This is a genomic window from Mesorhizobium sp. M2C.T.Ca.TU.002.02.1.1 (assembly GCF_003997225.1).
Map to the genome: position 1 here is coordinate 1 of NZ_RZTO01000995.1, position 1992 is coordinate 1992.

Below are 1992 nucleotides of genomic sequence, written 5' to 3' on the forward strand. Positions count from 1 at the left end.
GGCCATCCTTGGTGATGGGCGACGGGAAGCGGTCCTTCAGCCGTTCTTCGTGGATGGGAATGACGCGGCGCGCCTCGTAATTCACCTGCTTCATCATCTCCTCGGTCGCCAGCACGAGATTGGTCTGGCTGCCGACCGCAAGCCCAACCGGGACATAGAGCGTCTCGATATCGACGGCGGCTCCCGAGCCCTCGATATTGTCGAAGACATAGACGAGATCGCCCGCCAGCACCCAGGTGTCTTCCTTGCCGTTGCGCACGGTGACCCACATCGAACCATAGGTGTGGCTGTCGAAGGCGGGATTGAGATCGACATTCGGCAGCACGTCTTGCCTCGCGCCATCGAGCGTCACCAGCCGCTTCTGCCGGGCCAGATCGACGCCGCGCACGATATCGCCCGGATCGACGGCGACGTTCATCCAGCGCATGCGATCCGGCAACGACATCGCCCAGACCCATTTCGCGATCTCCTTCTCCTGGATGTAGAAGGTTGCCTTGGGGAAGTCCTCGACATTGCCGAAATGGTCGAAATGGGCGTGCGTGATGAAGACCGTGTCGACGTCCTTCGGCGCCAGGCCGATCTCGCCGAGGACGGTCTCGGGCGAATGCCAGTTCTCGACGCCGAACTTGTCGCCGAGATGCTTGCCGTAATCCTTGTTGTTGTAGCCGACATCGACCATGGCGACGTGGCCGTTGCCCTTGATCAGCGCATAGCAGTAGGGAAGCTTGACGTAGCCCTGGTTGTGGGCGCCGTAGAGCACGCCACTCTTGTGGTAGTTGGTGACGTAGCTGTACTCAAGCACCCAGATCGAATATTGGCCCATCGTTTCCTCCCTGATGTCGCCAGCGCTGCGCACAACTGCAGCAGGCGTGATTGAAGTCGACCGGCGTCATGCCGGCGCGTGGTTCCGACGCCGCCTGCAGCCAGGCATAGGCGTGCTTGATCCTGTCTCCCGCCCGGTCGAGATGCTGCTGCCAGTCGCGCTGCAGCCGGGCCAGACCGAAATCCTCGAGCACTTCGCCGAGCGTCGCATGCGCGGTCGCAAGGCGGTCGAGATGACCCTCCAGGCCGCTCGGCGCCTGCAAGGCGCGAAGCCGCTGCTCGACCTCGGCCCAGCGTTCGCGTGCGGCCGGGATATCCGGCAGGTCGAGCACGTCGCGGCGGCCGCCGGCCTCGGCCAGGACCAGCAGGCCGGCGACCTGTCCGATCAGCCGGCGCAAGCCGTCATAGACGGGGCGGCAGGCGACCACATAGCGGACGACGACCTCGTCGGCTGCAGGATCGTTCTCGATGGCCTGCCTGGCTTCCCCGCCTTCGACGTCCGACGGCGGCGAAGCAATCACCTCGCAATCGTAGCGGTGGACGGTGACCGCGCGCTCGAAGAACAGTTTCCCCGACATCTCAGCCATGATGCCTCCGGCGCGTCGTCGCGCGCTCGATCACGGAGCCCGGCGGTATCATCTGCACGACCGGCTCCTTGCCGGCATTCGTGCCAAGCTCCTTGGCCAGCGAGACCGTCGCCTCCAGCATCTTTTCGATGGGCTGCTGGACGGTCGTCAGCCCATGCGAGGGCCAGTGAGCCATCTCGATGTCGTCGAAGCCGACGATCGAGATGTCGTCCGGCACGCCGAGGCCAAGCTCTCGCCGCACGCCGTCGAGAAAGCCGATGGCGAGAATATCGTTGGCGCAGAACACGCCGTCGGGCATCTCCTTGAGGTCGCGCAGCTTGCGCGCGGCCTCGTAGCCGGCGTGGTAGCTGAACTGCCCCGCCTCGATGACGACGGGTGCGGCAAGGCCCCGTTCGACCGCGCGCTCGCTGAAGCCGCGGTGACGGGCGACATTGGTCGAGGCATCCGCCAGCGCGGCGATATAGGCCAGGCGCCGGTGGCCGGTGTCGACCAGATAATCGGCAATGCTGCGGCCACCGAGGATGTTGTCGCAGGAGATGCCGAAGGCGTGGTCGTCGGCCGACAGCCGGTTGAAGAAGATCAC

General features: G+C 64.9%; 3 protein-coding genes. All 3 read right to left on the reverse strand.

What is annotated here, in order from left to right:
* A partial coding sequence (locus tag EOD07_RS32480) for an N-acyl homoserine lactonase family protein (protein WP_164772757.1) occupies window positions 1–823 on the reverse strand: 823 nt, incomplete at its 3' end.
* Complete coding sequence (locus EOD07_RS32485; RefSeq protein WP_127238158.1) at window positions 795–1409, reverse strand: hypothetical protein; 615 nt, start codon at window positions 1407–1409, stop codon at window positions 795–797. The genes EOD07_RS32485 and EOD07_RS32480, both read right to left, overlap by 29 nt.
* On the reverse strand, window positions 1402–1992 hold a 591-nt coding region (locus EOD07_RS32490; protein WP_164772758.1), incomplete at its 5' end, for a substrate-binding domain-containing protein. The genes EOD07_RS32490 and EOD07_RS32485, both read right to left, overlap by 8 nt.